General features: G+C 63.6%; 23 protein-coding genes and 1 CRISPR repeat array. Of the genes, 15 read left to right on the top strand and 8 right to left on the bottom strand.

Going from position 1 to position 26,059, the window contains the following annotated elements:
- Positions 1 to 3 precede the first annotated feature (3 nt).
- From B7R93_RS14480 to cas6e, 8 genes are all read left to right on the top strand, one after another.
- Positions 4 to 291, top strand: coding sequence for a hypothetical protein (locus B7R93_RS14480; RefSeq protein WP_103021431.1), 288 nt, complete (start codon positions 4 to 6; stop codon positions 289 to 291).
- Positions 292 to 603: 312 nt separating this feature from the next.
- On the top strand, positions 604 to 3,330 hold the full coding sequence (locus B7R93_RS14485) for a CRISPR-associated helicase/endonuclease Cas3 (protein WP_103021432.1): 2,727 nt from the start codon (positions 604 to 606) through the stop codon (positions 3,328 to 3,330).
- A 273-nt stretch (positions 3,331 to 3,603) separates the two neighbouring features.
- On the top strand, positions 3,604 to 4,047 hold the full coding sequence (locus B7R93_RS14490; protein WP_103021433.1) for a hypothetical protein: 444 nt from the start codon (positions 3,604 to 3,606) through the stop codon (positions 4,045 to 4,047).
- A gap of 37 nt (positions 4,048 to 4,084) precedes the next feature.
- Entirely contained in the window at positions 4,085 to 5,614 is a 1,530-nt protein-coding gene (gene casA, locus B7R93_RS14495) for a type I-E CRISPR-associated protein Cse1/CasA (RefSeq protein ID WP_103021434.1), read from the top strand.
- Between the two features lie 22 nt (positions 5,615 to 5,636).
- Positions 5,637 to 6,263 carry a type I-E CRISPR-associated protein Cse2/CasB gene (gene casB, locus B7R93_RS14500; RefSeq protein WP_103021435.1) on the top strand — a complete coding sequence of 209 codons (627 nt, stop codon included), beginning with the start codon at positions 5,637 to 5,639 and terminating at the stop codon, positions 6,261 to 6,263.
- A gap of 55 nt (positions 6,264 to 6,318) precedes the next feature.
- Positions 6,319 to 7,602 carry a type I-E CRISPR-associated protein Cas7/Cse4/CasC gene (gene cas7e / locus B7R93_RS14505; protein WP_103021436.1) on the top strand — a complete coding sequence of 428 codons (1,284 nt, stop codon included), beginning with the start codon at positions 6,319 to 6,321 and terminating at the stop codon, positions 7,600 to 7,602.
- Between the two features lie 48 nt (positions 7,603 to 7,650).
- Positions 7,651 to 8,415 carry a type I-E CRISPR-associated protein Cas5/CasD gene (gene cas5e, locus B7R93_RS14510; RefSeq protein WP_103021437.1) on the top strand — a complete coding sequence of 255 codons (765 nt, stop codon included), beginning with the start codon at positions 7,651 to 7,653 and terminating at the stop codon, positions 8,413 to 8,415.
- Positions 8,412 to 9,224: a type I-E CRISPR-associated protein Cas6/Cse3/CasE gene (cas6e, locus tag B7R93_RS14515; RefSeq protein ID WP_103021438.1), complete on the top strand. Its 813-nt coding sequence runs from the start codon at positions 8,412 to 8,414 to the stop codon at positions 9,222 to 9,224. The genes cas5e and cas6e overlap by 4 nt, the downstream gene beginning before the upstream one ends.
- A 3-nt stretch (positions 9,225 to 9,227) precedes the next feature.
- On the opposite strand, the gene B7R93_RS15385 is transcribed toward cas6e, so the two are convergent.
- The gene (locus tag B7R93_RS15385) at positions 9,228 to 9,425 is read right to left on the bottom strand and encodes a hypothetical protein (RefSeq protein WP_157942314.1); all 198 of its coding nucleotides are present in this window, start codon (positions 9,423 to 9,425) and stop codon (positions 9,228 to 9,230) included.
- Positions 9,426 to 9,570: 145 nt separating this feature from the next.
- On the opposite strand from B7R93_RS15385, the gene cas1e reads away from it, so the two are divergent.
- On the top strand, positions 9,571 to 10,464 hold the full coding sequence (gene cas1e, locus B7R93_RS14520) for a type I-E CRISPR-associated endonuclease Cas1e (protein WP_103021439.1): 894 nt from the start codon (positions 9,571 to 9,573) through the stop codon (positions 10,462 to 10,464).
- Complete coding sequence (gene cas2e, locus B7R93_RS14525) at positions 10,436 to 10,843, top strand: type I-E CRISPR-associated endoribonuclease Cas2e (protein ID WP_103021440.1); 408 nt, start codon at positions 10,436 to 10,438, stop codon at positions 10,841 to 10,843. The genes cas1e and cas2e overlap by 29 nt, the downstream gene beginning before the upstream one ends.
- A gap of 181 nt (positions 10,844 to 11,024) precedes the next feature.
- Positions 11,025 to 11,846: a CRISPR direct-repeat array (repeat unit 29 nt; unit sequence GGTAGCCCCGCACTCGCGGGGATAGACCC).
- 194 nt (positions 11,847 to 12,040) lie between these two features.
- Here cas2e and sucC read toward each other — a convergent pair.
- Complete coding sequence (gene sucC, locus B7R93_RS14530; protein WP_103021441.1) at positions 12,041 to 13,219, bottom strand: ADP-forming succinate--CoA ligase subunit beta; 1,179 nt, start codon at positions 13,217 to 13,219, stop codon at positions 12,041 to 12,043.
- A gap of 144 nt (positions 13,220 to 13,363) precedes the next feature.
- On the opposite strand from sucC, the gene B7R93_RS14535 reads away from it, so the two are divergent.
- The 3 genes from B7R93_RS14535 (at position 13,364) to B7R93_RS14545 (ending at position 18,023) form a co-directional block, all read left to right on the top strand.
- Positions 13,364 to 14,449: an LptF/LptG family permease gene (locus B7R93_RS14535; protein WP_103021442.1), complete on the top strand. Its 1,086-nt coding sequence runs from the start codon at positions 13,364 to 13,366 to the stop codon at positions 14,447 to 14,449.
- A 142-nt stretch (positions 14,450 to 14,591) separates the two neighbouring features.
- Positions 14,592 to 16,013, top strand: a complete 1,422-nt coding sequence (locus B7R93_RS14540; RefSeq protein WP_103021443.1) for a cystathionine beta-synthase — start codon at positions 14,592 to 14,594, stop codon at positions 16,011 to 16,013.
- A 54-nt stretch (positions 16,014 to 16,067) separates the two neighbouring features.
- Positions 16,068 to 18,023, top strand: a complete 1,956-nt coding sequence (locus B7R93_RS14545) for a DUF3467 domain-containing protein (protein WP_103021444.1) — start codon at positions 16,068 to 16,070, stop codon at positions 18,021 to 18,023.
- A gap of 89 nt (positions 18,024 to 18,112) precedes the next feature.
- Here B7R93_RS14545 and B7R93_RS14550 read toward each other — a convergent pair whose 3' ends face one another.
- Both B7R93_RS14550 and B7R93_RS14555 read right to left on the bottom strand, forming a co-directional pair.
- Positions 18,113 to 18,355: a hypothetical protein gene (locus B7R93_RS14550; protein ID WP_103021445.1), complete on the bottom strand. Its 243-nt coding sequence runs from the start codon at positions 18,353 to 18,355 to the stop codon at positions 18,113 to 18,115.
- Positions 18,356 to 18,420: 65 nt separating this feature from the next.
- A complete protein-coding gene (locus B7R93_RS14555) occupies positions 18,421 to 18,687 on the bottom strand; it encodes a hypothetical protein (protein ID WP_103021446.1) in 267 nt (88 codons plus the stop codon).
- A 117-nt stretch (positions 18,688 to 18,804) separates the two neighbouring features.
- Between B7R93_RS14555 and rsgA the strand changes: the two genes are divergently transcribed.
- The gene (rsgA, locus tag B7R93_RS14560) at positions 18,805 to 19,779 is read left to right on the top strand and encodes a ribosome small subunit-dependent GTPase A (protein ID WP_103021447.1); all 975 of its coding nucleotides are present in this window, start codon (positions 18,805 to 18,807) and stop codon (positions 19,777 to 19,779) included.
- Between the two features lie 69 nt (positions 19,780 to 19,848).
- On the opposite strand, the gene topA is transcribed toward rsgA, so the two are convergent.
- The 3 genes from topA to B7R93_RS14575 all read right to left on the bottom strand — a co-directional run bounded on the left by topA (position 19,849) and on the right by B7R93_RS14575 (position 24,810).
- Positions 19,849 to 22,437, bottom strand: coding sequence for a type I DNA topoisomerase (gene topA, locus B7R93_RS14565; protein WP_103021448.1), 2,589 nt, complete (start codon positions 22,435 to 22,437; stop codon positions 19,849 to 19,851).
- A 289-nt stretch (positions 22,438 to 22,726) separates the two neighbouring features.
- Positions 22,727 to 23,308, bottom strand: a complete 582-nt coding sequence (dpsA, locus tag B7R93_RS14570; RefSeq protein ID WP_103021449.1) for a DNA starvation/stationary phase protection protein DpsA — start codon at positions 23,306 to 23,308, stop codon at positions 22,727 to 22,729.
- A gap of 254 nt (positions 23,309 to 23,562) precedes the next feature.
- The gene (locus B7R93_RS14575) at positions 23,563 to 24,810 is read right to left on the bottom strand and encodes an acyl-CoA dehydrogenase family protein (RefSeq protein WP_198598685.1); all 1,248 of its coding nucleotides are present in this window, start codon (positions 24,808 to 24,810) and stop codon (positions 23,563 to 23,565) included.
- Between the two features lie 207 nt (positions 24,811 to 25,017).
- Here B7R93_RS14575 and B7R93_RS14580 point away from each other — a divergent pair, with 207 nt between their 5' ends.
- Positions 25,018 to 25,521: a hypothetical protein gene (locus B7R93_RS14580; protein WP_103021450.1), complete on the top strand. Its 504-nt coding sequence runs from the start codon at positions 25,018 to 25,020 to the stop codon at positions 25,519 to 25,521.
- A gap of 72 nt (positions 25,522 to 25,593) precedes the next feature.
- Here B7R93_RS14580 and B7R93_RS14585 read toward each other — a convergent pair whose 3' ends face one another.
- Positions 25,594 to 26,004 (bottom strand): hypothetical protein, encoded by a 411-nt coding sequence (locus B7R93_RS14585; RefSeq protein WP_103021451.1) that lies wholly within the window; start codon positions 26,002 to 26,004, stop codon positions 25,594 to 25,596.
- Positions 26,005 to 26,059: the final 55 nt, after the last annotated feature.

The following is a 26,059-nucleotide window of genomic DNA, read 5'->3' on the forward strand; positions in this document are numbered from 1 at the left end:
CGCATGGACGAGGACGCGAAGGAGCGGGCCAAGAAGATCACCCGGCGGCGCGGCACGTCCCCATCAGCCCTCGTGGAACACTGCTTCCGGATTCTGAGCGGCGAGGCCTCCGCCGAGCGGAGCGGCGATGCGGAGACCCGGCTTACCCCTCGGCTGAAAGAGGTCCACGAGCAGATTGGGCCTCCCCCAGAAGAGGCGCCTTTCGACGACCCGAGAGGAGACCCCACGGAAGATAAGCAGGCATTTGTCAAGGCCGTCGGGGCGCGCAGGCCGGGGCCGACGTTGTTGTGACGCGAGCCCCGAGGGATTTTCGAGACGGTCCACTGGTGCCCGACTCCCCGGAGGACGTGCTCGACGCACTGGGGGGAGACCGGAAAGGCCACGCGGCGGACGGGGCCCAGAGTGCGGCGGCGAACGGTGCACCAGGGATCGCTCCCCGAAAGCGGCACGGTGCCTCCCTCCGCCAACTTGCTTTTATTTCTTTCCAAGCATCCATACGTTGCGTCGGATGCTTCTGTGTCGGCCGCTTCTCTTTCGCTCCCCCGCGCCGGCGGTGCGCACTGAGGCGCTGCCTCCTCCCTCTCATCGATCGCCTCACTCCTCATGGACGGTTCTCCCGCCCCCGACCAGTTCTGGGCCAAGCTCAAGTACAAGAACGACGACCGCTCGACCGGGAAAATTGTCGAGTGGCATCCCCTTCTCGCCCACTCGGCGGACGTGGCGGCGGTAACGGAGGCGCTCTTGCAGCGGACGATCCTGCGCGATCGGCTCGCGGCGCTGATCGGGTGGGACGAACTGTCCGACGTGCACGTGGCGCGGTTGTCGGCCCTGGCGGCGTTGCACGACGCGGGGAAGGTGAACCATGGGTTCCAGAATCGAGGACACTCGACACGACCGCAGGCTGGACACGTGCGGCCGATCGTTGACGTTCTGAGCACTCCGTCACTACAGGAGAAGCTCCTTCTTCCACTCGGATTGGGAGAAATGATGAGCTGGTTTGACGGCCGGAAGGATCCGGATCATTTTCTTCGGGCCACCTGGGCTCATCACGGCGAACCAGTGGACAGCACACGCGATCAGGATACCTCTCTCTGGGAGCCGGACTCCAGAAATCCACTCGACGAGCTCAAACGTCTTGGAGAGCACGTTCGGAGTTGGTTCCCAGACGCCTTCCGCGAGGGCACGCCGTTCCCGGAAGGCCAATCTGACTTCCAGCACGCCTTCAACGGCGTCCTCACGCTCGCGGATTGGATTGGATCGGGCTTTCCCTATGCCGATGATCGAGAGCAGAATTTTTTGAAACGTGCTCAAGAGATCGCCGAGGAGCGACTGACAAAGCAGGCGATGTTGGCCAAGTCGTACCAGGAATCGCTGGAGACATCCGTCGGTTTTTCAGGCATTCTCAAGAAGGAAGAGTGGACACCGCATCCGGTTCAAGAGATTGGGCTCTCACATCCGGTGTACGAAAAGGGCGGGCTCACCGTGCTGGAGTCCGACACAGGCTCTGGGAAGACCGAAGCCGCTATCGCCCGGTTCTTTCGCCTGTACCAGGAGAAAACGGTCGATGGGATGTACTTCGCCGTCCCCACCCGAACGGCCGCCAAACAGCTCTACATGCGTGTGTACGAGACCGTCCAGCGGGTGTACGAGCGGCAGGACGCCGATCCGCCGCCCGTCGTTCAGGCGGTGCCAAGCTATTACAAAATCGACGGCGTCGAAGGAACGCCCGTTGCTCCGTTCACGGTGCGTTGGCACGACGAGGAAGAAGAAGACGAAGCCCGCGAACGACGATGGGCAGCCGAGGGACCCAAGCGGTATCTGGCAGGGGCCATCGTCGTTGGGACCATCGATCAGGTTCTGTTGTCGGCCCTGCAGGTTCGTCATGCCCACATGCGGGGCGCTGCGCTCCTGCGCCACTTCCTGGTCGTCGACGAAGTTCACGCCTCCGACGTGTACATGACACGCCTCCTTTCGGCGGTGCTCGACCATCACCTGGCTGCAGGTGGGCATGCGATGTTGATGTCGGCGACGCTCGGTACGGAGTCCCGCCTCCGATTGACGAAAAAAACCGTCCGGGACGACGACATTCCGCCCCCCGACGAGGCCACCCAAATCGGGTATCCGCTCGTCACGCATGTCAGCGCCGAACGGGACGACCCGACACCGAAAGTCACAGAACCATCCGGCTACCGGAAAGATGTGTTGATGACGGCCGAGCGCAGGGCCGACGACCCCGAAGCAATTGCCCGCCGTGCCATCGACGCAGCACGAGAGGGAGCGCGCGTGCTCATCATTCGCAACTTGGTAGAGGATTGCCGGCGCGTTCAGGAGGCAATCGAGAATCAGTTGGGGGCGGAGGCGTCGGATCTGCTTCTTTCGATTGGGGACACACCGGCGCCCCATCACTCGCGCTACGCCGACGGCGATCGAAAACGGCTCGATGCGGCCATCGAGCAGGCATTTGGAGAGGAAGACGATGATGGAAATCCGATCCCAATTCAAGGCGCCATTGCCGTCGCCACGCAAACGGTGCAAATGTCCCTCGACATCTCGGCCTCGCTGATGATGACGGATCTCTGTCCCGTGGACGTGCTCCTGCAACGGATCGGACGCCTGCACCGACACGACCGCTCGCATCCATCTGGATTCGAAGACCCCGAATGCATTGTCTTGACTCCGGAGGAGCGCAATCTGAGTTCGGCCATCGTTCGGGGAGGCGAAAAGGACGGTCAGGGACTCAAAGGCGGTCACGGGCTGGGGACAGTGTATTCGGATCTCCGGGTGCTCGATGCGACGTGGACTCTCCTGGAAGATGAGGACCTGGAGACGTGGACGATTCCGGACGACAACCGGCGCCTGGTTGAGCGAGGGACGCACCCGCACGTCCTTCGCGATCTCGTGACGGAAAAAATGAAGAACGAGCCGGACGATGTCGCTGAGGCCTGGGACCAGCATCAGAACTGGGTGGTGGGCGAACGAACCGCCGACGCCGTGAGCGCGAAGCACGTCTTGCTCCAGCGCCACAAATCGTTCGGCCATCAGCAATTCGGGGAAGACCTGGAGAAGGTAAAGACGCGGCTTGGTCAGGACAACGTGCGCGTGGAATTTTCGGAACCAATGCCGAGCCCCCTCCCCCCCAACGAGGGACCGTCCATTTCTGCCCTCTCGATTCCCGAACACCTGCTCCGAGATCGCGGGGAGGAGACCGTTTCTCTCGAAGACCTGGAGGCCGACGACGTGCAGGAGACTGATGAAGGGTTTTGCTTCATAGCTAACGAGAAGCGATTTCGATACGTTCATCTGGGGCTCTCGCGGATCGAGGGGAAGTAATACTCCTGACCTTTATATCGGTCTAGACTTACATCTACCCAATTTGCAATTATTCGGGCAGAGTCATTTATTAGAACTGTCGCCGAGTAATCGGCGATGGACCTTGGGTTGAAATAGGGTTAGAAGTGACTCCGCGTCAGTGGAGACTTTCATAAAGAAAGCCCCGCTGACCGCGAGATCAGCGAGGCCAAACCACCGAGTTGCAGCTCGGAGGCCTTGCTGGTACGTCCTCTATTCGCTAGAACGTTGAACATACAGCATTCAATTGTAGCTATGATTACGCAAACTGACAAGATCCTCGGGGCCGTCTTACGGCGATCTATACGAGATGGTGTTATCGAGGAGGTATCTGAAGCCGACGACCATCCGGGACACTTTATCGTCGACGAGGAAAAGCATGTCCTGGTGAAGCACGCTCAGAGTTCAAGCTCAACTTGGCGATTTACCTTCTCCCCGAAGGTCGTTGAGACGCTCGTCTCATTACAAAACGCGGTCGGTCTTTTCGGGGCAACATATCTCTGGCTGGTGTGCGACAACGACGCCGTCTGCGAACTCGGAGTCGATGAATGGGGCTCTCTTCTCAACATGGAGGCTCCAACGTCCCAACAGACGATCCAGATTTCGCGTCCTCCTGGTCATTCATTCTCCGTAGCAGGGACCGATGGAATGCTTCCGCACAGCGTTCCAGTCAGCCGCTTCCCTTCCCTGGACACGTAGTGTATTTTTCGCTCTCGCTCATCTCACATAAGTGTTCATGTCTGATCTGTCTTTGTTGAACGATGAGCTGTTTCGAGTGCAGACTCGCGACCACATGGCGCAGATGACCCTTCCTGCGATTCTGCGTGCTCTCAGTCGGGACGTCATTCTTAGCTTCAATGCCCTCCAGCCCCATCAGGAGCAGGCCTGGTACTCGTTTCTGGTGCAGTTGGCCGCGATGACTGTGGTCCGTGCGAACGACGGGACCACTCCAGACACCGCCGAGGAATGGCGCGGCGCCCTGCTCAGCCTGACCGACGGCAACGAGAATGCGTGGCGTCTCGTCGTTCCGGATGTGGAAAAAGAGCCTGCGTTCCTCCAGCCCCCAGTGCCGGAGGGATCCCTTGATGACGCCAACTTCAAAAGCGACATCCCGTCGCCGTCCAATCTCGACGTACTGGTGACGTCGAAGAACCACGACGTAAAACAGCGGCGCATTTCATACCCGGAGCCGGCGCACTGGATCTACGCCCTCGTCACGCTGCAGACGATGGAGGGCTACATGGGCCGTGGGAATTATGGAATTGTGAGAATCAATTCCGGCTACGGTTCGAGGCCATTTCTAGGCTTATCTCCAGAGCTTTCGTTTGGGGCTCGCTTCTGCCGCGATCTGGACGTTCTCATTAACCAGCACGATGACCTCACTACGCTCTACGATGTCGAGGACGGGCACACGCTGATCTGGACGGTGCCGTGGAATGGTGAAAAGTCGAGCGCACTCCCGCTCCGCAAGTGCGACCCGTATTTCATTGAGGCCTGTCGTCGAATCCGATTCATAGAAGAAGGAGGAGACATCGTCTGCTGGCGTGCCACCTCGAAAGGCCAGCGCATTGATGCCCCCTCCTCGCTCAACGGGCGCACGGAAGATCCCTGGACCCCGATCGACTCCGAGGGGGAAAAATCGCTGACCCTCAGCGGAGAGGGGTTCACCTACGAAAAGCTACAGGAAATTGTCTTCGGGAAATACGTCCGACCGGCCTCCCTGGAGAGACAAAACGGGGATGACGGTGCGATGTATCTGACTGCCCGGGCAATGGTGCGCGGTCAGGGAAAAACAGAAGGACTTCACCATCGCATCATCCCCATTCCAGAAAAGGTGTATGGCTTGTTTCCGGACAAAGAGGCGATGGATGAGCTTGCCGACCGGGCGAAGCAGCGCGTGAAATTGGTCTCGAAGGTTGAGTCCAACGTGCTTCGTCCCGCCGTAGCCGCTCTTCTCAGCGCCGGAAAAGACGAGGACGTGGACTGGGAGCAGGTCCAGCCCTGGATCGATGCCTTCGACGACGCGGTGGACGATCACTTCTTCGACTACCTGTGGGCGTCGGTTGAAGCCGAGGACGAAGCGGAGGCCGAGGACAAATGGGAAGCATTCCTCCGAGACGAGGCGGAACAGCAGTTCGACGAGGCCCAGGACAGCGTTCCCCTCCCCGACATCCGCCGCTGGGAAGCACTCAGCGCCGCCCGGTCCGTCTTCCACTCCCGCATCGACGACGTTTTGGGATCAACTGCCAACGCCCCCGCTGCTTGAATCAGATCAGAGGTGACCACTCATGAATGACCAACCCGCATTCGATCGTTCCGGATCGCCCCCCGACGATTCGCAAGATTCTTCCGAGCCACCTCCCTCCGAACGGATTGCAATCACCGACGACGTGGCGGACGACGATCGTCCGAAGCAATTTGCCAGTTCCATCGGCAAGATCGCGAAGATGATGGCGACGGAGGGGGCCCTCGGCACGGGCACGCTTGCCGAGCTTCGGCGCATTTCCCCCGAAAAACCGTTCACCCCCGCCCTCTGGAATTTGCTGCTGGACCTCGACGAGGCAGAGCCCTGGGGCGGACTGGATCGCGACGTGTACGAGCGGCGCATGGCCACGCTGGCGATGGGAATGGCCATTTGTGCCGGCCTCCACAACTACCGGGAGCCGCTCGGACGGGCTCTCGCCGAAGCAGGCTGGTCGAAGCTCCGGTTCGTGCGCCTTATGGAGGCCCGCGGCGAAACGCTTGTGAAGCACGTCCGCCGCATGGCACAGTACCTCGCCAGCAAATCGCAGGCGGCCAACTGGGTGGATGTAGGGTGGCTCCTCATCGGCCAGGATTGGACCACCGCGGAAGAAACCCGCCTGCGCATCTCTCGCAGCTACTACGGCACCCTGCACGCGCAGGAGCAGGAGTAGTCCCCTCTCGGATACACGTGCGTTTGAGTCTCATCCATTCACCCTCCAGCTGACCATGTTTTTGCAATTTCACACCCTCACCTCTTATCCCGGAACGCTTCTGAATCGCGACGATGCCGGGTTTGCGAAGCGATTGCCCTTTGGCGGGGCTACCCGGACACGCGTCTCGTCGCAGTGCCTCAAGTACCATTGGCGCAACTTCGACGGCGAGCACGCACTCTACGGCATCGACGACGTGGAGGAATCGCTCCGCTCGCGGGAAACCTTTCGCCGCAGAGTTGCCCAACCGCTGGTGAACGACGGACATCCAGCGCCGCTTGTCCGTGCCGCAACGGTGTCCCTGAAAGAGCTAATCGTGTCCGGTGGCACCGCGAACAAGACGACCGTCAAAGACGCCATCACGGCGGAGTCAGACGATGAAATCAGCGATGTACTGGACACCAATCAGGTCACCATCTTCGGTGCCCCGGAGATGCAGTACCTGCGATCGCTCGCGGGGGAGGTCATCGAGAGCGTCAGGAATGACTTTCCGGTCTTCTGGGAGAGCGATGGCGTGCCTGACAGTGACGCCGTCGGCGACGTGGCCGATGCGATTCGAAAGTCCGACCTGATCAAGAGTCGCAAGGTCAAGAAGAACCTGAAGGGGCTGGATCTAGCGTCCGGCCTCGATGCTGCCCTCTTCGGTCGCATGGCCACGAGCGACGTGCTGGCCCGGGGCGATGCTGCCATTCACGTGGCTCACGCCTTTACGACGCACAAGGAGGAAAGCGAGAGCGACTACTTTTCTGCTGTCGACGAGTTGCGCCGGGATCAGCCCGAGGAAAGTGGCGAAATGGGCGCCGGGCACATTAACAGCCAGGAACTTACGAGCGGGCTCTTCTACAGCTACGTCGTGATCGACGTGCCCCTCCTCGTCTCGAACCTCGAAGGATGCGAGCGAGACGACTGGTCCGACGCCGACCGGACGCTGGCCTCGGACGTCGTGCACCGCTTCGTCCACCTCATGACGCGCGTTTCCCCGGGGGCGAAGCTGGGATCGACGGCGCCGTACGCCTACGCCCAGTGCCTGATCGCAGAAGCGGGCACAGCCCAGCCCCGCACAATGGCCAATGCCTTCCAGGAGCCTGTTTCGAAGGAGGGCGACGTGCTCAAAAACAGCTACGACGCCCTCGCATCGTACGTTGACGACCTCAACGGCATGTACGGACGCACCACAGAGGCAAAGCTTTCCGCAACGAACGATTCGAGTGCCCTGCAAGACACACTTGGCCTCGATGACACGACGCCAGTGCCCAAGATTGCCGAGTGGGCCGCCGATACGGTCACCGAAGCTGGATGACCCCGATTCCTTGATTGCACGTGCCCCACAACGAATGAGAAGCCCGAAATGAACATTCTTCTTTTGCGCTTTGACGCGCCGCTAATGAGTTTCGGGGCCCCGATCGTAGACAATCGGGGAGAGATTCAGCCCTACCCGGCCCTGTCCATGATGACGGGCCTCTTGGGGAACGCCCTCGGCTTCGATCACGCCGAGACGGAGGCCCTCGAACGGCTCCAGCACCGCCTTCTGTATGCCGTCCGTCAGGACCGGGCGGGCGAGCAGATTCAAGACTATCAGACCGTCGACTTGTCGAAGCCCTACATGGACGATGCCCGGGCCTGGACCACACGGGGCGAGCTCGAAACACGCAAAGGGGGCTCCGCCAGCAGCGGCACGCACATTCGCCAGCGCGACTACTGGGCCGACGCCGCATACACGGTCGCACTCACACTCAACCCTGCTGGACAAACCCCCACACTCGACGACATCGCGGGAGCAGTTCGGAAGCCCGAGCGGCCTCTTTTTATCGGTCGAAAACCATGTCTTCCGGCTTCCTTCCTCTTTCTAAAGCAGACGGAAGCGCCTCGCCTCGTCGATGCCCTGTCGAATTTGGACAAAGCACCGCTTGCCCCAGAGCCCGACGACCGTTCATCACTCCGGGCCTGGTGGCCAATTCATCCGGACGACGATAAGCCGGCCGAATCGGACCCGATCCAGGAAAATATGCGCAAGCCCGTCACTGACCAGCGCGATTGGGAAAATCAAATCCACGCTGGGCAACGCTGGATTGCATATGGTCCTCTTTCCATCTCTGAATCCTCAACCTCATGATTGACACCCAGACCGACACCTTCCACATGGTCCAGCTCTACCTGGACCCCCGCCGCCTCGTCCAGCTGGGGAAGATGCAGGGCCTGCCCCTTGCCCGCACGGACACGAATTACTTGGTGCACTGTGCATTGGGCGAGCTCTTCGGCGACGATGCCCCCAAGCCCTTTTTTGTTGACGACGATCCACGCACCGTGGAAGAAACGGCTGAATACCACGACGATCGTCACGTCCGTGTGCTCGGCTACGCCGACGCGGACGACGACATGCTGCAGCAGGAGGCGAAGCTCAGCCCGAATCCCACGATCGGCAATCTGTACGATAAGGACCGTCTTGATTCCCACGAAATGCTGTCGTCGTTTCGGAAGGGACGCCGCCTTCAGTTCGAACTCCGCGCCTGCCCGGTCATCCGCAAGGCCTCCGCGGGCGAGGGCGTGAACCAGAACGGCGAGACGCGCACCTGGGACGAGGGCGACGAGCTCGACGCCTTCCTCGCGAAGGCCTGGTCGCAGCCGGAGAAGGACTTGAACCGCGAGAAGGTATATCGCAAATGGCTGAGTGATCAGTTCGATCACCGGGGCGGAGCAACGTCCGATCCTGACCAGATTGCCATGACCCGCTTCTCCATCGAGCGCATGACGCGCCGCACGCACGGGGCCGACCGCTCGGTCGAGACCATCAAGCGCCCCGACGTGACCCTCACCGGCACGCTCCAGGTCACCGACTCGGACGCCTTCGTCAACCTCCTCCGCTCCGGCCTCGGGCGGCACAAGAGCTTCGGGTACGGGATGCTGAAGGTGCGCCGCGCCTGATGGTCAGCTCTTGTTGCGATGCCCGTCCCGAAACACGTTTTCTTCTCTGATTACGGCGAGCGTCGCCGGCAACAGCTCGGCGTCCGAGAACCGCACATTGGGGTGGCCCTTCGGTAGGGAGAGATCAGCGAGCCCCACCCAGACACGGGTCGCGGCCCCAACGATCTGCTGCTGCATTGAATCGGCAAGGTCCCTATTCACGCTACAGCGGCGAACAAAGACGGGGTTCCCCTGATCGTAATGGTGTACGACCTCAAGGAAGCAACGGTGTGAGCGCAGATTCGTCCAGCCCCGGCGCCAGGTTCCCCCTCCCCCATTCTCTCTTCTCCCTTTTCCCGCAGACGCCATGCCGCTGAAAGGACGCCTCGGCCTCGAAACCGCCCGCGTGCCCCACGCCGACCGCCACGGGCTGATGTGGCTGGAGCGGGGCCGCCTCGCCGTGGAAGACGGCAACCTCGTCTTTACCACCGCCGGGTTCGACGACCTGGAGGCCGGCGCGTACGACATTCCCTACCAGCAGGTCTCCAACATCCTGCTCGGCCCCGGCGGGGTGGTGAGCCACGATGCCCTCCGCATCCTCGCCCGCCGCGACACGGGCCTGCTCGCCGTCGGCTCCAAGGGCGTGCGGCTCTACGCCACGAGCATGCCCTTCGGCCCCGACAGTGCCGACCGCGCCCGCCGTCACGCCACGCTGTGGGCCGACGAGGAGACGCGGGTGGACGTCGCCCGCACGATGTACCGCATTCGTCTTGGGGGCGAGCTGCCGCCGCACCAGCGCGATCTCAACTCACTTCGCGGCATTGAGGGGCAGCGGGTCAAGAAGGTGTACCGGAACCTCGCCGACCAGCACGGGGTGGCGTGGAACGGGCGCCGCTACGACCGCAACGACCCGGACGCCAACGACACCGTCAACCACGCCATCAACCACGCCGTGACGGCCGTCTACGCCGCGGCCCGCATCGCCGTGGCCATCACCGGGACCGTGCCCGAACTCGGCTTCATCCACGAGTCCTCGGGCCACGCCTTCGCGCTGGACATTGCCGACCTCTTCCGAAGTTCTACGACGCTCCCCATCGCGTTCCGGGCCGCGAAGAAGGTACAGCGCCAGCCGGGGCGCGACATTGAGCCGACCGCCCGCAAGATGGCCGGCTCCACGCTCCGGGACGAGGATGTCATTCCCGACATGATCGACCAAATCAAAGAGGTTCTCGATGTCGATGACGATCGCCGTGACGCGTAACACGCCGAGCCGGTTCAACGGCTTTCTCGCCTCGTGCATGCAGGAGATTGCACCGGGCGTGTACGTCGCCCCCACCATGAAGAAGTCCGTCCGCGAGCGGGTGTGGCGCGTGATGATGGACTGGAACGAGCTGCTGCCCGACGACGCGGGCGTGGTCTTCTTCTGGCGCAACCCCGACGCCCCGTCCAAGCTGAGCATTCGCCTCTTGGGCTGGCCGAAGAAGGAATTTGTGGAGCACGAGGGCCTGTGGCTCACGCACCGCGACCTGACGGAGGCGCACGACGTGGAAGAGCTGCTGGAGCAGGGCGAGGTGGAGGAGCCATCCATCGACGAGGACGACCCGACGCTGCCGATGCTGGAGGCGGTCGAGGCTCCGTGACGACCCCCGATTCGTTCCTTGACATTGCGATTCTTGAGAATGCCGCCTATGCTTGCCCCACGGCGGGCAAGGCCGTAGCACAGCGCAGTTTTGATTCCTCCTGCGACAGACTGTCGCCTTTTTGGCGCGATACACGGAGCGAAGGGCCCGTAGCGCCCTGGTCCTGACAAACTGTAGCGGCGGTAGCCCCGCACTCGCGGGGATAGACCTACGTGGCTAGACAATGCGCGGCGCGTCGGGGCGGTAGCCCCGCACTCGCGGGGATAGACCCGTCGCCGCGAGGCAGGCTCCGACGAGGACAGCGGTAGCCCCGCACTCGCGGGGATAGACCTGTGGGCGACACTCAGCGCCCGTGGCCCCAATCGGTAGCCCCGCACTCGCGGGGATAGACCGTGCGCCGGAAGCTCGTTGGGAGCCTGAACAACGGTAGCCCCGCACTCGCGGGGATAGACCCTCTCAGGCGCCCTCGCCGCCGCCCGTAGTGAGGGTAGCCCCGCACTCGCGGGGATAGACCCTCCCGTGCGGTCATTTGTCCTTGCTGGACCAGGGTAGCCCCGCACTCGCGGGGATAGACCCATTGCTTACATCGCCCCTGCTACCGTATCCCCGGTAGCCCCGCACTCGCGGGGATAGACCCTGGCAGAAGAGGCCGGGGCACAGGAGGGCATCGGTAGCCCCGCACTCGCGGGGATAGACCCAGATCCTCGACGCGCTTCATTACTGATGCCAAGGTAGCCCCGCACTCGCGGGGATAGACCCCGGCAGCGCGGGCGCGTCGCTCGTGATCCACGGGTAGCCCCGCACTCGCGGGGATAGACCCGGCGGGCGTGACTGGCTCAACGGCGGGCGTGAGGTAGCCCCGCACTCGCGGGGATAGACCGTGTGTACGTGAGGAGTCATGGGGGAGACGTAGGGTAGCCCCGCACTCGCGGGGATAGACCTGTGGGCAAACGGAGACGTTCGTTTCTATTCCGGGTAGCCCCGCACTCGCGGGGATAGACCTTTCGAGTCAAGTCCTGAGTTGTCCCAGATAAAGGTAGCCCCGCACTCGCGGGGGTATTGATGCGAGCACGCCCATTCTCGGGGCGGGTGCGGGCACCGGCATTTCCGCCAAGTTTGCCGAGCGAGGGGGCATCGTCCGGGACGGCCGACGACGGCAGCGAGCACAGACGGTGTGTCTACGCTCCGGCGTCCGGACTATGCCTCGCCCAGCGCCGCGGTCACCTCATCGGCCGCCTCCTTCAGTACCACCGCCGACCGGAGCGACAGGTCGCTCTCGTCGAGGAGCCGCTTCCCCTCCACGGCGTTGGTGCCCTGCAGCCGCACGATCAGGGGCACGCTGATGTCAATGTTCTTGGCCGCCTCGAGGACGCCCTGGGCCACGCGGTCGCAGCGCACAATGCCGCCGAAGATGTTGAGGAGGACAGCGTCCACGTTTGGGTCCTCCAGGATAATGCGGAAGCCCGCCTCCACCGTCTCGGCGCTCGCCGCCCCGCCCACGTCGAGAAAGTTGGCAGGCTCCCCACCGGCCAGTTTGATGATGTCCATCGTCGCCATGGCCAGGCCGGCGCCGTTGACCATGCACCCTACGTTGCCATCGAGCTTAATGTAACTCAGGCCGTGCTCCCCGGCCTTCACCTCCATGGGGTCCTCCTCATGGAGGTCCCGCATCTCCTCCAGGTCCGGATGACGGAAGAGCGCGTTGTCGTCGAGGTTGACCTTCGCGTCGACGGCCTCAATCTCTCCATCCGGCGTCTGCACGAGCGGATTGATCTCGGCCAGCGTGCTGTCGGTTTCCTCAAACGCCTGGTACAGGCTCCGGATCGACGAGACGGCCTGCTTGAACGCATCCCCCTCAAGCCCCATCGCGAACGCGAGCTGGCGCGCCTGGAACGGCTGCAAACCAATCGACGGATCCACCCACACCCGCTGAATCTTTTCCGGGGACTCCTCCGCGACCGTTTCGATGTCGACACCGCCTTCGGTCGACACCATGATGGCATTCATGCTCTTCTCGCGGTCGAGGGTCACGCCCAGGTAATATTCCTGCTCGATGTCGACGCCCTCGGTCACCAGAATCGTGCGTACCGTCTGGCCCTCCGCCCCAGTCTGGTGCGTCACCAGGTCCATCCCCAAGATGTCGTCGGCGTGCTCCCGGACCTCCTCCACGCTGTGGGCCAGCTTCACACCGCCGCCCTTCCCACGCCCGCCGGCGTGAATCTGCGCCTTCACGATAAATAGGGTGGCGTCGTTCTCGTCCTCCAGCCGGCGCGCCGCGTCGACGGCCTCGTCGACCGTCTCGGCCACGATGCCGTCCGGAACCGATACGCCGCAGTCGCGAAAGAGACCTTTTGCCTGATATTCGTGGAGCTTCATGGGGTAGGGCGGATTGGATGAACGTCAATTTTGCCCGCAAGTAAAGAGTCGGGAGGGACAAGGTCTAGCACGCACTCCATTTTTGCGGGGTGTTCGCAAGCGCCCCCTTTCGCCCGCCTCTCTCCCCAAGCACGCCCCACCGGCATGACGACCTTCGAGCGGCACATCATCGCGCGGCTGCTGAAGGGCTTCGTGCTGTTCGTCGGGGCCCTCCTTGTCTTCTTTATCGTACTGCACTGGGTCGAATACAGCGATGACTTTCTCGACGGCGGAGCCACCATCTGGGAGGTTTTTACGGTCTTCTACCCCAGCTACGTCCCGGAAATTGTCCGTCTCACCTCTCCGCTGGCGCTGTTTCTCTCCTGCATCTACCTGACCGGCACCCTTGCCCAGGAGCTCCAACTCACCGCCCTCCAGACCGCCGGGGTCTCCCTCTACCAGCTCCTGCGGCCGTACGTGGGGGTGGGGCTGCTCGTGACCGCCTTCATGTTTGGGTTCAACGGGTGGGTGGTGCCCAGGACGAACGAGGTCGTGGTGCGCTACGAGAATGAATACCTGCCGGGCAACCAGACGAGCGTTCAAACGAGCGAGATTCACCGCCGGAACGGCCCCAACAGCCTCCTGTCTGTCGGCTACTACGACTCGGACCGGCAGCGCGCCCACACCGTCTCGCTCCAGCACCTCGACGGCGACGCCCGCCTGGCCCGCCGCGTCGACGCCCGCCGGATGGAGTGGATCGACTCCCTCGAGGTCTGGGAGTTGGACGACGTGACGCGCCGTACGTTCGTGGAGGGGGGGATGCACCACAAGCGAACCATCGCCTCCCTGGACACAACCCTCCAAATTTACCCCCGCGACCTCGCCCGGTCCAAGAATGACGTGGCGGCCATGACCATTCCGGCGGCCTCGGAGTATCTCGCGGCCCTGCGCCGCTCCGGCGTCGGGGGGCTCACGCGACCGCTGATCGCCTACTACAACAAGTTTGCGTATCCGTTTGCCAACCTGCTCCTGATTTTGATTGGGGTACCGATCGCCTCCACGCGCCGTCGCGGCGGGCAGGCCGTCCGGTTTGCCATCGGCCTGTTGATCGCATTCGTCTACCTCTCCGTCCAGAAGCTCGCGGAGCCGCTCGGGTATGCCGGCACCCTCAGCCCGGAATGGACCGCCTGGCTCCCACACCTCACGTTCGCCGCGGTGGCCCTGTTCGTGCTCTGGTGGACCCGCAAATAGTCGTCGCCCTCCGGGGACGTTCTGTCCGCCCCGAAACCGTTCCCCGTCAAATTATTTTTACAGGTGCAGGCGGATTCCTCCCGTTTGCACCCTGGTTCGCCCCTCCTCCTCACGTCACGTCCGCTCACCCGGCCTCCCCTTTATGTGGCACGACAGCGTCCTCGGCACGATTGGAAACACCCCCCTGGTTCAACTGAACGACATTGGCAGTGACCTCCCCCCCACAATCCTCGCGAAGGTCGAGTTCTTCAACCCTGGCGGCTCGGTCAAGGACCGGATTGGGCGGGCCCTGATCGAGGCCGCCGAGGAGGAGGGACGCATCGAGCCGGGCGGGACCATTATCGAGGGCACCAGCGGCAACACGGGCGCGGGGCTTGCCATCACCGCCATCGCCAAAGGATACCGGTGCATCTTCACCACCACCGACAAGCAGAGCCCGGAGAAAGTGGACGTGCTCCGGGGCCTGGGGGCGGAGGTGCTGGTGTGCCCCACCAACGTGGAGCCGGACGACCCCCGCAGCTACTACTCGGTCGCCCGTCGCCTGTCGGAGGAAATCCCCAATTCGGTCTACCTGAACCAGTACGACAATCCCGCCAACGCGAAGGCCCACTACGAGACCACCGGGCCGGAGCTGTGGGAACAGACGGAGGGCGACATTACGCACTTTGTGGCGGGGGCCGGCACGGGCGGCACCATCAGTGGCACGGCACGCTACCTGAAGGAGCAGGACGAGGACGTCAACGTGATCGGCGTGGACCCCGGCGGGTCAGTTTTCCACAAGTACTTCCACGAGGGCGTCTTCGACGAGGACGAGATCTACCCCTACTTCACCGAGGGCGTGGGCGAGGACATTCTGCCGGAGAACATGGACTTTGACGTCGTGGACGATTTCGTGGAGGTCAACGACAAGGCCGCCATGCAGATGACACGCCGATTGGCCCAGGAGGAAGGCCTCTTCATCGGACAATCCTGCGGGATGGCCGTCGCCGGCACCCTTCAATGGGTTGAGGCCCACCGCGAGGCCCTCTCCCCGGACGACGTGGTGGTCGTCCTGCTCCCGGACTCCGGCTTCCGATACCTCTCGAAGACCTACAACGACGACTGGATGCAGGACCACGGCTTCCTCGAGAAAAGCCCCGACGTCACAGCCGACAAGGTGCTAAACGGCCAGCCGGGCGAGGCCGACGTGATCGCCGCCGCGCCGGACGATAATCTCGGCGACGTGATCGAAACCATGACCGACCAGAGCATCTCCCAAATGCCCGTTCTGGACGAGGAGCAGGAGGTCGTCGGCAGCATCACCGAAACACGCATCCTCAACGAGCTCATCGAGGACGCGGAGTCCCGCGAGGCCCCTGTGCGCGAAATTATGGGCACCCCGTTTCCGGTGGTCCCCGCCTCCCTGCACCTCGAACACCTTTCCGCCTACCTGGAGGAAGAAGCGGGCGCCGTCCTCGTCGACCACGGCCCGGAGCGCCAGGGCGACTACTCGATCCTGACGAAAAGCGACCTGATCAGTGCGCTCGCCGATGTCGGGCAGAGCAACGGCAACGGGGCGGCGTAGCAAGGCCCGGCTCGACCGCTTTTCTTTCCTCCCCCGCAACGTCATCCCCCGTCGATGTCCAACGCTGAGCCGCCGCCTCCCTCCTCCAGGGAGGTTGCCAAAGTGTTTTCTTCTCTCCTCCCTGGAGAGGCGCCCAATCAGACGGTCCGCACCGGTCACCTCCGGATGCCGGACTTCGACGGCCTGCACGAGGTCCCCGACGAGCTTCCTCTCGAGGTGGACGAGGACACAGGCGAGGGAACCTACGCAAATTCGGTCCTGGTCCGCTCCTCTCCGGAGGAGGTCGTGCTGGACTTCATTCGGATCGTGCCCGGGACGATGCGGGCCCGTCTCAAGAGTCGGGTAATCGTGTCCCCCCAGAACGCCGAACGCCTGCTCGACGCCCTGGAGGAACGCCTTGCCCCCCACCCGAGCCCGACGGACGACCCGGACGAACCACACTCCTCGTCCACGGCCCCTCCGATGGCAGAACGCGATTTCGACCCGGGCTCTCTTCCCCCGGAAAACGGCCACGCCTCGTCGGAGGCGGGCGCTTCCGACTCAGTGCCCACCGTAGAGCCCGAACTGCTTACGGCCACCTTTTCCCTGTCGGGCGACGCGCTGCACTGCAATTCCCCGTGGACCTCAATCCTCGGCCCCCCCGACCAGCCGTGGGCCCGCCTGTCCGAGGAGGATCGGGACACGGCCGAGTCCGCGGTGCTTCGGGCCCGAAAGGGAGCCCTCGTTACCAACCGACTCGTCTCCGCCCAGACCCACCACCGGGAGGAGCCCTTCCCGGTCCTGCTGGACTTTATTCCCGTTCGCGACGACACCTCCGGGGAGAGCGGTCCCCGTGCCGTCACGGCAAGCGGCGAAGTGCTCGCCGAACCGCCGTCCTGGATGCTGAGCCAGACCCAGCGGCACCGCATGGAGACCCTCGGCCGCATGACCATGGGCGTGGCCCACGACCTGAACAACTTGCTGAGCGGCCTGATCGGTCACATCGAGCTCCTCAAGGACCAGGCGGACCGGGCCTCGTTGACCGACTCGATCCGCCCCTCCATCGAGACGATCGAAACGACGGCGGAGGACGGCGCAGCCCTCATCGAGAAGCTCCAACGCTACATCCGCCACGACACGCAGCAGCACTTCGAGCCCCTCAGCCTGACGGACCTGATCGAGGAGTGTATTACCCTCACGGAGCCCTACTGGTACAACGAGCCCCGCCGCCAGGGCATCGAAATTTCGGTCGAGACCGACCTGGAAGACGTACCAAACATTTTGGGGGCCGCGTCCGAGCTGCGCGAGGTGTTCGTCAACCTCGTCCTGAATGCCGTCCAGGCCATGCCGGAGGGCGGCACGCTCCGCTTCGACACGTATACGGACCGGGCCGAGCAGGTCTCCGTGACGGTTAGCGACACGGGCATCGGGATGAGCGACGAGGTGCAGCAAAACATCTTCGAGCCGCTGTTCACCACCAAGGGCGACGACGGCACCGGCATGGGCCTCGCGGCCAGCTACGGCATCGTGCAGGAGCACGAAGGAACCATCGACGTCTCCTCCGAGCCCGGCGAGGGCACCCAGTTCACCCTCACCTTCCCCCCCGCGGAGGGAAACCCAGCCCCGGTCGCGGACGACCCGGGGGAGGATGCCTCCGACGACACGACGACGCCCGAAGGGGTCTCCATCCTCGTGGTGGACGACGAAGAAATGGTCCGTTCGACCGTCACCCGTCTCCTCACGCTCAGCGGACACGAGGTGGACCGGGCCGCGTCGGGCGCCGAGGCCCTGGACCTGTTTTCCGCTGACAAATACGACATCGTATTTACCGACTTCGGCATGCCCGAGATGACGGGCGCAGAGCTGGCCCACGCCCTCAAGGACGAGGCCCCGGATCTTCCCATTGTCCTGCTGACCGGCTACACCGAGACCGAGTCCGCGCACGACCGGGTCGATGGCATTCTTTCCAAGCCCTTTAAGCGCGACGAGCTCGACACCGCCATCCAGAAGCACGTCGTCTCGTCGTCCTAACCTTTCTTTTTCCCGCCCCCGAGGAACGCCTCCTTCGGAAGCGCGGGCGCAAGAGGCGTGGCCATCGGCAGGACATGCGGCCAGGTTTCCTACGCGTCCGACTCAGGGTCCTGGCGGGGAGTTTCTTCGATTACCTGAGCCTCTTCAATGTTCGGGTCGAGCTCGCGGTCGAACGCCTTCTTGGACTCGGCGGCGATGGTCGAGACCCGATCGGCAGTCGCGTCGACCAGGTTGGCCGTCACGCGGAGTAGGGCTCCGCCCGCATAGACCGTCTTCCCGAACCAGTTCAGGTTGTGGGGGACGTGGCACTCCGAGGGACGCTCGTGGGACATGCAGCGGGGCGGGTCGGTTGGAAAGGGGATTGTGGGCACCATAGACCGCGAGATCGCACGCAAGGCTACGTGTCGGAGGCTCCTCCTTCCTGTGGGGCCTGCCGCTGGGCCGTCTCCGGTTCTGCGGCGCCCGGCCCGGGGTCCCGGGGCGTCCCGGACGGTCGGTGCGAACGACGAATCACGTCCTGAAGCCCATCGGCAAGCACCGCCCCCATCTGCTCGATGCCCCTCGCGAGGGCCGAGGCGGAGGCCTCAATAAGGAACTGGGCCTGCTGCTCGGTCTCCAGCTCGTCGAAACGGCGGCGTGTCTGTTCGTAGTTGTCGGATGACATGGAAACGAACTGTTTGGCGGGAAGCCTCGTTCGAGGGATGCTGTCTCAATGGGTATGGTACTGAGGCGCACTGAGCAGACGCACAGCAAGAGCAGATGGTTTCTCGATCAGGCAGTTATGGCTTCTTCCCCCCCGGCGGACACGTCCGAAGGCCCTTTCCTCAAGGGAATCGTGACCAGCTCAACCGGCAGTTGGTACGACGTGCAGGTCGGGGACCGGACCATTCCCTCCCGAATGCGGGGCAAGTTCCGGCTGACCCGACAGGACGTCACCAACCCGATTGCCGTCGGGGATCGGGTGACGCTCCGCGTGGCGGACGAGGACCAGACGGGGTTCATCACAGAGATCCACGACCGCACGAACAAGCTGAGCCGGCGCGCCGCGGGGCCCCGAGAGGGGCAGGAGCACATTCTCGTGGCCAATGTCGACCGCATCTGGAGCGTACAGGCCGTGCGGCGGCCCGTCCTCAACCCACGGTTTCTCGACCGCCTGCTCGTGGGGGCGGCCGCGCAGGACGTCCCGGCGGGCCTGATCATCAACAAGATTGATCTCATGACGCGGGACGACCTGCCGGACGTCATGGACCTCCACCTTCGGTACGCCGACCTCGATTTTCCAGTGCTTGCGACGAGTGCCACGGAGGAGTGTGGGCTCGACCGACTCCGCAACGCCTTCGAGGGGCAAATCAATGCGGTTACCGGCCCCTCCGGTGCCGGCAAGTCGACCCTCCTCAATGCCCTGGAGCCGGACCTCAACCTTCGGACGGGGAACGTGAGCGCATCGACCGAGAAGGGCACGCACACCACGACCCACGCTGAACTGCACGCCCTCTCGGGCGACAGCTACGTGGTGGACACGCCCGGCGTCCGGGAATTCGGGGTGCGCGACGTGCACCCGAAGGACCTGGCCTACTACTTTCCCGATCTCGCCCCCTACGTCAACGCCTGCCAGTTTCCGGACTGTACACACGACCATGAGCCCGGCTGCGCCGTGAAGGCCGCCGTGGAGCGGGGCGACATTCACACGGAGCGGCACGAGAGCTATCTGGCCATTCTGGAGTCACTGCGAGAGGAACACACCCCGGAGTATTGACGCAGGGCCCGTGGCGCGGGACTGTGGCGGCTCGCGCCTCACGTCTCACGGTTCGAGAATCACTCCCCCTTACTCCCGCACCTTCTGGGTCGCTGTGTCCCCCTTCTCCGCCAGCAGGTCGAGGGCGTCGTCCATCGTTACGTCGTCGATCGACTGGTCGTCCTTGAGGGAGGCGTTGGTGCCGTCGTGCTTCACGTACGGCCCGTAGCGCCCATTCCAGACCTCGACCGGCTCGTCCGACCCCGGGTGCGGGCCGAGGACCCGGTCCGGCTTGTTGCGATTCTCCTTGCGCCGGATCAGTTCGAGGGCACGCTCCTGCTCCACCTCCAGCACATCATCGCCCGTCTGCAGCGAGGCGAAGGTCCCCTCATGCCGCACGTAGGGACCGTAGCGGCCAATGTTGGCCTCCACCTCCTTCCCAGTGTCCGGATGCTCTCCGAGCGTACGGGGCAGGTCAACGATCCGGACGCCAAGGTCGAAATCGACCTCTTCGGGCTCCACGTCCGGCGGGAGCGACACACGCTTCGGATCGTCCTCCTCCTCGTCGTCACCGAGCTGGATGTACGGGCCGTAGGGGCCCGACTTAAGCAAGACTGGCAGATTGGCCTCCGGGTGAATGCCAAGCACACGGTCCCCGCGGTTCGCCTCCTCCAGAATCTCGCGCAGGCGCTCTTCCGTCGTGTCTCCGGGCGCCAGGTCGTCGGGAATCGAGGCCGTGACGGTCGTTCCGTCCATCTCGCCTTCCACGTAGGGGCCGTACTTGCCCACACGCACCACGCACTCGCCCCACTGATCCGGAAACGACATTTCGCTGATCTCCTTGGGGTCGATCTCGTCGAGCCCCTCTTCCACCCGGGTCTCTACGCCCTCGTCGCCCTCGTAAAAGTCCTGCAGGTAGGGGGTCGGGTCCTTCTGGCCCCGAGCAATGTCGTCGAGCACTTCTTCCATCTCGGCCGTAAAGTGCACGTCGACCAGTGGCTCAAACTGGGCCTCCATCAGGTTATTCGTGGCGAAGGCCGTAAATGTAGGCACCAGCGCGGTGCCCTTTTTCCGCACGTAGCCGCGCTGCTGGATGGTGCCGATGATGGAGGCATACGTGGACGGACGGCCGATGCCCTCCTCCTCGAGGGTCTCGACGAGAGAGGCCTCCGTGTAGCGGGACGGCGGTTTCGTTTCGTGCCCGAGTGGCTCCACCGATCGGACCTGGAAGCCTGGGTCGTCAACCGACTGCGCAGACGTTTCCCCCACGTCAAGCGACGGGAGGGGACGCTCCTGGTCCCGCAAGGCCGCTTCCGGGTCGTCGCTCCCCTCCACCAGCACGCGGAAGAAGCCGGGAAAGTCGAGCCGCTTGCCAGAGGCCCGGAAGCGGGCCACGTCGCCGTCCGCTTCGGCGTCGAAGTACACGTTCGTGTACCGGACCTTGGCGTCCGCCGTCTGGGTGGCCAGCATGCGCTTCCAGATGAGGTCGTAGAGCGCCGCCTCGATGCCGCTGAGGCCGAGTTCGTCCTTGGTTTTCATTTCCGAGCCGGCCGGCCGGATGGCCTCGTGGGCCTCCTGCGCGCTGTCCGAGGAGCTGTACTGGCGCACCCCGTCGCTCAGGTACTCGTCGCCGTACCGCTGGGCCACGGTGCGCCGGGCCCCCTTCACCGCCTCGGACGAGAGGTTCGTCGAGTCGGTCCGCATGTAGGTGATGTAGCCGTTCTCGTAGAGCGACTGCGCGACGCTCATCGTGCGGCTCGACGAAAGGTTGAGCTTGCGGTTCGCCTCCTGTTGAAGGGTGGACGTGATGAACGGCGGGAACGGCGACTTCGTGCGGGTTCGCTCTTTGATGTCGTCGATGCGCCAGGTGGTGTCGGGGAGCTGCTCCGCGAGGCCAGTGGCCTGCTCCTCGTCGAGCAACACCACGTCCTCCCCTTCGGTCAGCGACTCTTTGAGCCGCCCGGTGTCTTCGTCGAAGTCCTTCCCCGACGCAAGCCGCACCTCGTTCAGGTGCGTCATCTCGGCCTCCACCCCGATGCCCTGCTTGGCCACCTGTGCGTCGAGGTCCCAATAGGTCGCCGGCACGAACGTAATGCGCTCCCGCTCTTTTTGCACGAGCACCCGCACCGCTACGCTCTGCACACGGCCCGCCGAGAGCTTCGGCTTGATCTTGCGCCAGAGCAGCGGCGAGATCGAGTACCCCACGAGCCGGTCCAGAATGCGGCGCGTCTGCTGCGCCTCCACGAGGTGCTGGTCGATGTCCCGCGTGTCGTCGAGCGCCTGCTGGATGGCATCCTCCGTAATCTCGTGGAAGACCATCCGCTCGATCGGCACGTCCGGATCCAGGGTGTGGATGAGGTGCCAGCCGATCGATTCGCCCTCCCGGTCTTCGTCCGTCGCGATGTAGAGCCTGTCCGCGTCCGACATGGCCTGTTTCAGGTCACGGACGACTTCTTTCTTGTCCGGCGGCACCACGTACAACGGCTCAAATCCGTTGGTCACCTTCACGCCGAGCCGGGACCAGTCTTCGTCCTTGTGCTCCGGTGGAATCTGATCCGCCGACGCAGGGAGGTCTCGGATGTGCCCCATGCTTGCCTCGACCCGATACCCGTTCTCCGGCAGGAATTCCCGGATGGTGCGGGCCTTGGTCGGAGACTCAACGACAACCAAACGTTTCATAGAGACTGGAGGGGGGAAGGTGATGAAGAGACAGCCGGACGGCAGCCGGGCCACACAATGGCTCGTCGAAAAAAGAGGGCCGGTAGATCACGCTCGCTACGGGACGGTCGTTCCGAGGTGACTTGTGACCGATGTGTTTTGAACCGGGCACGACGTTCGCGCACCCTCTTTCGAACTGGCCCATCGCGCCCACAGAGGCCTACAATAAAAAAGAGCCCGGCACCGGACGAGCCGGCACCGAGCTCCGGGGCGTGTCCGTTCTCGGGAACGCCAGGACGTCGGAGACAAACTAGGCAACCTCCCCGTTGGGCCGTCCGTGCTCCAGGCTGTCCTCGCCCAGAAAGTGATCGAGGTGGTGCGCGCGATCTTCAACCTTGGTCAGCACCTTCTTGAGCGTGCGCTCGGTGCCCGGGTCGCCAAGGTCTTGCGCCTCCGCGATGACCTCCCGAAGGGTTTCCGCAAGGGTCCGCTCCCCGTCGAGGTCATGCCGAAGCATTTGCCGGATGCGGTAGGTGCCCTCCGGCTCGTGCTCCACGTGAGAAAGCTCGGCCTGGGCGTCCGGGGCGCTGGTCGGGATGCCGCCGAGGGCCGTAATGCGTTCCGCCACGCGGTCGAGGTACTTGTGGACCTCCTCGTAGTTTTCTTCGAGGAACATGTGGAGGTCGTTGAACTGCGGTCCCTCTACGAGCCAGTGGTGCTTCTGGTACTGATGGTACAGGGTCCAGAGCGTGCACTGAATCTCGTCAAGCTTCGGAATCAACTGCTCGGCAACCTCCTGGTCCAGCCCGATCGGGTTGTCCTCGATCATCTGTTGCGGGCGCCAGGGCTCCTTGTGTGCGGTGTCGGTGGTTTCGGTCTTGGTCGTGGGCATATTGGTTGAGGTACTGGGTTATTCAGGGGATGCGGTGTCGGAGTGTCGCGTCGGGCGTGTCAGCTCGCCTTAAGCCCTAGTGACACACTGACGGTGTTCTTTCGGTTGGAGGGTCGAAGCGGCCCGCCAGATGGCACTAATACATTGCACAAATCCAGTGCCACACTGGGCCCGTTCGTTTTCTGTTGCGTCGTCGTAACGGGCCCCGTCATGGCGCAGGAGTTCGTTCCCGCTCGCGGGCGTCCTGTCGGCCCTCACGTAAACGCGTTCAGCCCGGTCACGTCCTCTCCCACCACAAGCGTGTGCACCTCGTGGGTCCCCTCGTAGGTCACCACGCTCTCCAGGTTGTTCATGTGGCGCATCACCGGATACATGCTGGTAACCCCGTTCCCCCCGAGCATCTGCCGGGCCGACCGGGCGACCTCCAGGGCCGTCTGGCAGTTGTTGCGCTTCGCGAGAGAAACCTGTTGCGGGCGCATGGTGCCAGCTTCCTTGAGGGTGCCAAGGCGCCAGTTCAAGAGCTGCGCCTTTGTAATCTCTTGAACCATGTCGACGAGGCGCTCCTGCATGAGCTGAAACCGACCAATGGGCCCGCCGAATTGCTCCCGGTTTTGCGCGTGTTGCCGGGCCGTGTCGTAGCAGGCCATGGCCGCGCCAATGGTGCCCCAGCAGATGCCGTACCGGGCCTGCGTGAGGCACGACAGCGGTCCTTTTAGGCCCGACACCTCCGGGAGAGGTGCCGTGTCCGGAACGCGAACGCCATCGAGCACCACCTCACTCGTCACCGCCGCCCGCAGCGACCACGAATCGTCGATGGGCGGTGTCTCGACGCCATCGCGGTCCGTCTCCACCAGAAAGCCCCGAACCGTATCGTTCTCGTCTTTTGCCCAGATCACGGCCACGTCGGCAATGGTGGCATTCGTCGACCACCGCTTGTGGCCGTCGAGCACCCATCCGTCCCCGTCGCGACGGGCCCGGGTCTGCATCTCGGCGGGATTGGACCCGACGTCGGGCTCCGTCAGCCCGAAGCAGCCAATGGCGTCCCCATCTGCCAGGGCCGGCAGCCACCGCTCCTTCTGCGCGTCGCTGCCGTACTGCCAGATGGGGTACATCACCAGGGCGCCCGTGACCGAGCAGAACGACCGGAGGCCGGAGTCGCCCCGTTCGAGCTCCTGCATGATGAGGCCGTAGGCAATGTCGCTGCGCCCCTCGCCGCCGTATTCGGGCGGCAGCGTGGAGCCCAGCAGGCCGTGCTCGGCAAACTCGGGAATCAACTGACGGGGAAACTCGCCGCGCTGGGCGTACTTCTCAATGATGGGCATCACCGCCTCCGTGACAAGGGTTCGCACATCGTCCCGGATCTGCTTGGCCTCCTCGGACAGAAGCGCTTCGAGGTCGTAAAAGTCGGGCGGATCGAAGGCAGTCGGGTCCCACGTCTCGGAGGTGGACACGTCGGGGGCGGACGACGCCGTCTTGAGATCGGGCGGGGCGGGCTGAGGCATGACTGTCACGTCGAAAGATGAGAGAAAGGCGAATACACACGGAGGGAAGGCGGCACGCGGCCGGCCGAGTGCCGTTCCTATTGATCATCGCCCTACGGAAACGTACGTTCCGAGAGGCAGTCGAGAGGATCTCGGCCGTCTCTGCTCCTTCAAACTGGTACGTGCTACGACGCACCCTTCTCCTTGATTCCACCCCCTCGTTCTTCCATGCGACGCCTCTCGTGTCTCCTGCTCGTTCTCGGGCTCACGCTTTCTCTGTCTCCCGCCCAGGCCCAAGACGACCGCCCATCCCGCTTCGGGCTCGGCATCCAGATGCTCGGCAGTACGGCCAGCGGCAATGTGGGGCCCGGCCTCCATTTCCGAGCGTCCACGCCCCTGAATCCCGACGTGTCCCTGGCAATGGGCTCCGGCCTAACCGGCTTCATCTTTCAGGGGCGCGACGAGGCTGCCTTTGCCATCGATCCAAAAGTGTCGGCCATCGTCTCGTTCTCGACCGCCCGCGCCCAGAACATGTATGTACTCGCCGGCGCAGGTGCCTACGTCCCCTTCGGCGACACCGATGCCGAGAGCGGCCCGACCTTCAACCTGGGCCTCGGCCGGGCGTGGCTCCTCAACGAAAGCTCGCTGTTCGTCGAGTTCAACCCCGGGTTTCTGGTCGGGGAGGAGTCGACCACTCTGGTTCTCCCCCTTCGCGTCGGGGTCATCTTTTAGCTCGTCGGTGCGCCTCGCTTAGCCCGTCGATGCGCCTCGCTCTCAGCTCCGCCTGCCACTCGGGCCTTGTGCTCAACCGCCCGAGCCGGAGCCGGGGTCGCGGGCTGCTGTGGGGCTGTCGTCGGACGCCGGCCGAGGGTCGGTCGCCGCCTTCGGCCCCAACGCCTGATCCTCGATCCCATCCGCGGCCTCGTTCAGAAGGTGATCCAGCGACCGCAGGTCCTCCCCCGGTCCTTCATTTGCGGCCTCGCCCCCCAGCGCACCGTACAGGTGGACCCACTGTTCAAAACGGTCGCCAAGCTTCATCACGGCGTAGAGCATGGAGCTTCCGAAGACAAAGTCGAGAACGGCCGCACCGAACGACAGGGGCACCAGGAGTACATCTTTGAACCCTTCGAGCCACAACTTGGCCTGGAAAATGACTGCGTCCCGAATGATTTTGGAGCGGGACGGCGTGTCCGGCGAGGCGGCGGGCTCGGGCATGTGAGCAACGGGAAAAGCAGTGCCTTTGCGGGAATATGAGTCAACGGACCGTCTC

Source organism: Salinibacter altiplanensis, assembly GCF_002894645.1.
In the GTDB taxonomy this organism is placed as follows: Bacteria; Bacteroidota; Rhodothermia; order Rhodothermales; family Salinibacteraceae; genus Salinibacter; species Salinibacter altiplanensis.

What these genes read in the sequence shown, in the direction of transcription:
- casB (WP_103021435.1), top strand. Translation starts at nt 5,637, where the DNA reads ATGAATGACCAACCCGCATTCGATCGTTCCGGATCGCCCCCCGACGAT.
- B7R93_RS14575 (WP_198598685.1), bottom strand. Translation starts at nt 24,810, where the DNA reads ATGCCTCAGCCCGCCCCGCCCGATCTCAAGACGGCGTCGTCCGCCCCC.
- cas7e (WP_103021436.1), top strand. Translation starts at nt 6,319, where the DNA reads ATGTTTTTGCAATTTCACACCCTCACCTCTTATCCCGGAACGCTTCTG.
- B7R93_RS14545 (WP_103021444.1), top strand. Translation starts at nt 16,068, where the DNA reads ATGTCCAACGCTGAGCCGCCGCCTCCCTCCTCCAGGGAGGTTGCCAAA.
- B7R93_RS14585 (WP_103021451.1), bottom strand. Translation starts at nt 26,004, where the DNA reads ATGCCCGAGCCCGCCGCCTCGCCGGACACGCCGTCCCGCTCCAAAATC.
- cas2e (WP_103021440.1), top strand. Translation starts at nt 10,436, where the DNA reads ATGTCGATGACGATCGCCGTGACGCGTAACACGCCGAGCCGGTTCAAC.
- topA (WP_103021448.1), bottom strand. Translation starts at nt 22,437, where the DNA reads ATGAAACGTTTGGTTGTCGTTGAGTCTCCGACCAAGGCCCGCACCATC.
- sucC (WP_103021441.1), bottom strand. Translation starts at nt 13,219, where the DNA reads ATGAAGCTCCACGAATATCAGGCAAAAGGTCTCTTTCGCGACTGCGGC.
- B7R93_RS14535 (WP_103021442.1), top strand. Translation starts at nt 13,364, where the DNA reads ATGACGACCTTCGAGCGGCACATCATCGCGCGGCTGCTGAAGGGCTTC.
- dpsA (WP_103021449.1), bottom strand. Translation starts at nt 23,308, where the DNA reads ATGCCCACGACCAAGACCGAAACCACCGACACCGCACACAAGGAGCCC.
- cas1e (WP_103021439.1), top strand. Translation starts at nt 9,571, where the DNA reads ATGCCGCTGAAAGGACGCCTCGGCCTCGAAACCGCCCGCGTGCCCCAC.
- rsgA (WP_103021447.1), top strand. Translation starts at nt 18,805, where the DNA reads ATGGCTTCTTCCCCCCCGGCGGACACGTCCGAAGGCCCTTTCCTCAAG.
- cas6e (WP_103021438.1), top strand. Translation starts at nt 8,412, where the DNA reads ATGATTGACACCCAGACCGACACCTTCCACATGGTCCAGCTCTACCTG.
- B7R93_RS14480 (WP_103021431.1), top strand. Translation starts at nt 4, where the DNA reads ATGGACGAGGACGCGAAGGAGCGGGCCAAGAAGATCACCCGGCGGCGC.
- B7R93_RS14540 (WP_103021443.1), top strand. Translation starts at nt 14,592, where the DNA reads ATGTGGCACGACAGCGTCCTCGGCACGATTGGAAACACCCCCCTGGTT.
- B7R93_RS14490 (WP_103021433.1), top strand. Translation starts at nt 3,604, where the DNA reads ATGATTACGCAAACTGACAAGATCCTCGGGGCCGTCTTACGGCGATCT.
- B7R93_RS14580 (WP_103021450.1), top strand. Translation starts at nt 25,018, where the DNA reads ATGCGACGCCTCTCGTGTCTCCTGCTCGTTCTCGGGCTCACGCTTTCT.
- B7R93_RS14550 (WP_103021445.1), bottom strand. Translation starts at nt 18,355, where the DNA reads ATGTCCCACGAGCGTCCCTCGGAGTGCCACGTCCCCCACAACCTGAAC.
- cas5e (WP_103021437.1), top strand. Translation starts at nt 7,651, where the DNA reads ATGAACATTCTTCTTTTGCGCTTTGACGCGCCGCTAATGAGTTTCGGG.
- B7R93_RS14485 (WP_103021432.1), top strand. Translation starts at nt 604, where the DNA reads ATGGACGGTTCTCCCGCCCCCGACCAGTTCTGGGCCAAGCTCAAGTAC.
- casA (WP_103021434.1), top strand. Translation starts at nt 4,085, where the DNA reads ATGTCTGATCTGTCTTTGTTGAACGATGAGCTGTTTCGAGTGCAGACT.
- B7R93_RS14555 (WP_103021446.1), bottom strand. Translation starts at nt 18,687, where the DNA reads ATGTCATCCGACAACTACGAACAGACACGCCGCCGTTTCGACGAGCTG.